At 57.9% G+C, this 5,012-nt stretch carries 4 protein-coding genes and 1 pseudogene; 2 read left to right on the top strand and 3 right to left on the bottom strand.

The window, feature by feature from the left end:
• Together GX108_01100 and GX108_01095 are read right to left on the bottom strand one after the other, a co-directional pair.
• Positions 1–566: hypothetical protein (locus GX108_01100; protein NLO55646.1), on the bottom strand; the 566-nt coding region annotated here is incomplete at its 3' end.
• 27 nt (positions 567–593) lie between these two features.
• Positions 594–2,813, bottom strand: a pseudogene (locus tag GX108_01095) (polysaccharide export protein).
• 338 nt (positions 2,814–3,151) lie between these two features.
• On the opposite strand from GX108_01095, the gene GX108_01090 reads away from it, so the two are divergent.
• Positions 3,152–3,811 (top strand): hypothetical protein, encoded by a 660-nt coding sequence (locus tag GX108_01090; protein NLO55645.1) that lies wholly within the window; start codon positions 3,152–3,154, stop codon positions 3,809–3,811.
• Positions 3,812–3,818: 7 nt separating this feature from the next.
• The gene (locus GX108_01085) at positions 3,819–4,661 is read left to right on the top strand and encodes a nucleotidyl transferase AbiEii/AbiGii toxin family protein (protein ID NLO55644.1); all 843 of its coding nucleotides are present in this window, start codon (positions 3,819–3,821) and stop codon (positions 4,659–4,661) included.
• A 94-nt stretch (positions 4,662–4,755) separates the two neighbouring features.
• Here the strand turns inward: GX108_01085 and GX108_01080 are convergent.
• On the bottom strand, positions 4,756–5,012 hold a 257-nt coding region (locus GX108_01080), incomplete at its 5' end, for an ROK family protein (protein ID NLO55643.1).

Raw genomic sequence — 5,012 nt, 5'->3', positions numbered from 1 at the left:
CCGGTGACGGCGAAGGTGTCGGCCATCCACTTGAGGCCCTCGATGTAGGTGTTGGCTATCTCGGCGGCTTTCTCGGGGTCGGTGTAGATGACGGAAAGGGAGATGGTGCCGTCCTTGTCCTCCACGGCCTCGACCTCGCCGATATATTCCTCGACTATGTCTTTGCGGAGGTTTTCCTTGCCGTAGCCGGTGACGGTGCGCCAGTTCTCGGGACCAAAGCGGTCGAGGATCCAGTCCTGGAGGGCGCGGCTTTTGAGCATGCCCACGTAGACGTTGCCCTTGATTTCGGGCTTGATGAGCTCGGCCACGCCGCCGCCCAGTTGCTGCGACAGGAGGGTGGCCATGGCGGACTGCTCCACGGGGTTGAGGATGCGGGCCGTGGCCTTGTACTGCTTGGTCATGACCAGGCTGACGATGACGGCGGCGATGGCGAAGGCCGCGGTGACGCGGAAGATGAGCTTTTTGTGCCTGGCCAGGACCAGCATAAGGTCGAGCAGGGATATCTCGTCGTCGTCAGGGCAGGCTGGGTGGATCCCCCGTGCCTCTTCATGCTGTTTTTCTGTCATGGCTATTCTCCGTCTGTAAATTTCGGCCTAGTTGGTGATGTTGTGGATGCTCAGGGCCGTCACTGCCACCTTATAAATTATGTCGATGTAGTCGCGGGTCTGCCGGAGCCCCCGGTAGCTTTCGATCTTCTGGGGGACCACAATGGCGTCGCCGGGCTCGATGAGGTTCCACTCGATGTCCTGGTTGAACTCCTTGACCCAGGGGGTGGTGCCCCTGGCTGACTCCTTGGTGCGCATGGCCGTGCCGTCGGCCTTGAGGACGTAGATCCTCTCGGGACTGGCCTCGCGGGAGTAGCCGCCGGCCATGAGGATGTACTGCTTGTAGGAGAGGTTCTTGTCGAAGACGAAGGACGACGGGTTGAGCACCGCCCCTATGACCTGCACCGTGGAGGGGTTGCGCGGCACGTAGAGCTTGTCGCCGTGCTCGAGTTCGATGTCGTAGGCCGAGCCCCGGAGCACCCTGGGCGCAGCGATCATGGTGGTAATGCGGCCCGTGGCCCTGGTGTTCCTGAGGGCGTCGAGGAGGCGGCTCTTTTGCTGGGCCTCCATCTGGAGCATCCTGGTCTCGTCGGCGGTGAGGGCCGAGGAGAGTTCGTTGAGGCCCACGGCGAGGAGGTCCTTTTCGAAGCGCTGGACCATTTCGTCGATCTGCTGCTGCTGGGCCTTTTTTACGCTCTCGCGGGTGAAGATGGCCCCCCGGGTGTAGGCGTTGACGGAGAAGCCACCGGCGCGCTCGATGAGGGAGGAGAGCCGCTCGCCGGGGCCTATGGTATAGACGCCGGGGTAGGTGACCTCACCGTAGACGGCCACCTGCTTGTAGAGCTGCCAGTCGGGAACGGCGCGGACGAAGATATAGTCGTTCATCTGGAGCGCTATGTTGTGGTTCGGGTTGCCCTCCAAGGCGGCGCCGAGGCTGACCTTTATCCGCGTGGTCTGGGGTCCGCGCTCGGTGACATCGACGCGGGTTATCTCGGCCTCGTCGGCGGCGTAGTAGAGCAGGCCGCCTGCCCAATGGATGACATCGCTGACCCTGGTGACCCCCTGGGCGACGGTGAACTTGCCCGGTTTTGCCACGGGGCCGGAGACGTGGACGATGCACTGGCGCTCCACCACCGAGAAGAGGCGGAGGTAGTCGCCGTCCTGGAGGGTCATGCCCTTGAGGGAATCCCGCGAAATGGCCTCGAGGTTGCCCTCGAGCATGGTGCGGTATTGCCTGTCTATGACGCGCATCAGCTGGATACGGCCCCGGAAGCCGGTGGAGGTCATGCCGCCGGCTATTTCGATGAGGTCGTCGACGCTGACGGATTTTTTCATTTCATATATGGCGGGACGCCTGACGTTGCCCGTGATGGCCACCTGGGGGCCGACGGTGGGGATGAAGATGACGTCCTCGGGCATGAGGCGGATATCCTTGGTCTTGTCGCCCTTCATGAGGAGGTCGTAGAGGTCGAAGTTGGTGATGACCTTTCCGCCGCGCTTGACCTGGATGTTCCTCATGGAGCCGCTATCGTTGGGACCGCCCGAGACGAGCAGGGCGTTGACCAGGGTGGAGAGGGATGAGATGGTGTAGCCGCCGGGCTTTCGGGCGTTACCCACGACATAGACCTTGATGTTTTTGAGGGCGCCGAGGGTGACGCTCATCTCGTAGTTGGAGTAGAAGCGGGAGAACTGCTCGTCGAGCACGTCCTGGAGCTGCGCGAAGTCGAGGCCCGCCACGCCGATGACACCGACCCGGGGGATGGCTATGGTGCCGTCGCGGTTGACGGTGACGGTCCAGGAGCCCTCGACCATGCCCCAGACGTCGATGCGGATCTGGTCACCGGGGCCGATGACGTAGTCGGGACGGACCGGGGCCGCCTCGTCGGGCGCGAAGGTGGACGGGGCCGTGCGGAAGAATTCCGACCCGTAGCGATGGATCCTGGTCAGTTGCTCCTCGGGGAGGGACCCCGTGAGGAAGCGCTCGAACTAGGCCATGCCGTCGGGGGTGCCCCAGTCGGCGGGAGTTTCAGCCTGGCCCGGCGCCGGTGTGGGCAAAAAGGGTGCCTCGGGCTGGGAGGGGAAGATGTCGGGGATGTCGGATTCGCCGAGGTCGGGGATGACCAGGGCGTGGATGGAGCCGGCCTCGCTGGTGCCGGGAATGTCGGGGATGGCTATCTCTCCGCCGGAACCCCCTTCGGCAATCTGGGCGAAGGCCGGACCGCTCCAGAGGATTGAAACACAAACGAAAAAGAAGAGGACTCTTTTCACGGCCGGACCTCCCTATTAAAAGGTTACATCTTCTTCTTGGGAAATTATTTGAATATATGTAATTATATTGCCATCCTTCAGATTATTGCAAGGTTTGGTGCGGTCTTTTGGGGTCATGCGGTCTTTTGGGGTCAGGGCTTGATTTTGAGCATTTGTATACGATAACTACAAAAAAGTCGTAAATCGTAAGTCGTAAGTCGTGAATCGTGAAGCCAAGGCGAAGGCTAGAACAGTGAACGGGAGGGGCAAGGGCAGATTGAAAGTATTGATAAAGCGTTATAATAAATGGCTATAAAATCCTTTTTTTATAACGTAAAAGGATATTAAGGTGTGAGGCTATGAAGAAAAACAATGCCTTGCTTTTGCTACAGTTCCCTGTGATCTTTGATACAGCAGAAGCGATCCAAGTCCTTCGAGGATTCAGGGACCCCAACAGCAAACTGCGGGACCTTGTCAGGGGAGGGTACATTGTCCGGATCAAGCGGGGCCTTTACGCTGTAGCGCCCAGGTTCCGCCGGGGGATTTTCCCTGTCGAGGTTCTTGCGAACCGTATCTATTGGCCATCCTATGTTTCTCTGGAGTGGGCACTGGCCTTTCACAACCTTATCCCGGAAACGCCTCGGCAGATAACCTCGGTCGCGATGAGAAATTCTCCATCATCAAGGATGAAAAGATTCCATACCCCGGAGGGGATTTTCACGTACAGGTATATTCCTGCCGGGGCCTACTCCAGGGGAGTGGGGTCTTACGAGGCCCCTTTCGGTGATGGCGTAACCCTTTTTGCCATGGGGTTTCCCGAAAAAGCCCTGGCTGACAAGGTTTTTTTTGAAAAGGGTCTTTCACCGGTGATCAGTGAGATGCGTGAATATCTTATGGATAATTTAAGGATAGAGGAGACCGCCCTTTCGGAACTTGACTATATCCTGATGGAGGAGATTGCAGACGGTTACCGGTCAAGGAAGATAGAGGCGCTTGCCAGAGCGTTGAAAGGCAGGTAGATGCTTTTTGAATACCATGCAACATCTGGAAAATGTTCTTCGGGAAGATCTTCAGAGAGTGATACTTCTCGCTCTCAGCAGGGAGCGTTTTTTCGTGAAGAATGCTTTTTATGGGGATACGGCTCTGAGGTTTCTTTACGGTTTGAGGCGGAGTTCCGAGGATCTTGATTTTGTTTGTCTTGAAGGGTGTGAAACTTTTTCGTGGGATCCATTTCTCCCCGCCGTAGGGAAATCGGCTGCAGCTTTCGGGTTTTCGGTCTCCGGCATTGAACTGAAGCCGGGGCAGAGCACCCCGAAGATGCTTGTAAATGTGATGCTGAGAGAGAGCCTGTGCAACAGGAGGAGATATTATTCCCATGGGCAGTATCTGATCGATGCTGTCCATGCCCGCAAGAAGGTAATGGTGAGGCTGGAGATAGATCTTGATGATCCCTGCCGTTCGGAACCGGTAACCGAACAGGTTCTCTTGCCAGCGCCCTTTTTGGTCTCGACCTTTCAAAAGCCGGATCTTTTTGCGGGGAAGATGCATGCAGTCCTTTTCAGGAGCTGGAGATCCCGGGTCAAGGGGCGTGACTGGTTTGACATGCTCTGGTACCTGGGACAGGAGATCCCTTTGAGAATCGAATGTCTGGAAAGGAAGATGAAGCAGTCCGGCAAGTTGGAGGAAAGGGTTTCTCTTACACAGGATCTTTTTAGGGAACATTATGTTGAAGTCTGCAGAAGAGTAAATTTCCGCAAAGCTTTCGATGATGTCGAGCCTTTTCTTGAAGAGGAAGATGTCGAATTGGTAAAGGACGCTTTCACGGAAGAAAGAATGCTGCGCCTGGTGGACAGATTCAGGTTTGGGTAGAAAAGGGCCGAAAAGCCGGACAACAAAACCAAGGCTGGGGCTTGCGGTAGGGGCAGGGTCTCTCAGGGTGACTTGGGGGCGAAGTTTCGCAGGTTCACCTTTGAGCTCTGGACCCCAAGACGGCGCCGAGGAGGGCGGCGGCGTCGCCCAGAGTCGCGAGGCGGATGTCGAGGGTGTCCCTGAAGGGTGGGGCGGTGTAGCGCAGGATCAGAGGCCGGAGGGTCTCCACGAGGCCGGGGTTTCGGCTGAGGCCCCCGCCAAGGATGACGGCCTGGGGGTCGAGGACGTGGACCACTGATGCCACAAGCCGGGCCAGGACATCGAGGGCGTGGTCCCATATCCTGGCTACGT

The sequence above is a fragment of the Thermovirga sp. genome, from assembly GCA_012523215.1.
Lineage (GTDB): Bacteria > Synergistota > Synergistia > Synergistales > Thermovirgaceae > 58-81.
This window is presented reverse-complemented; position numbering and strand designations above follow the sequence as displayed.

What these genes read in the sequence shown, in the direction of transcription:
- GX108_01090 (NLO55645.1), top strand. Translation starts at nt 3,152, where the DNA reads ATGAAGAAAAACAATGCCTTGCTTTTGCTACAGTTCCCTGTGATCTTT.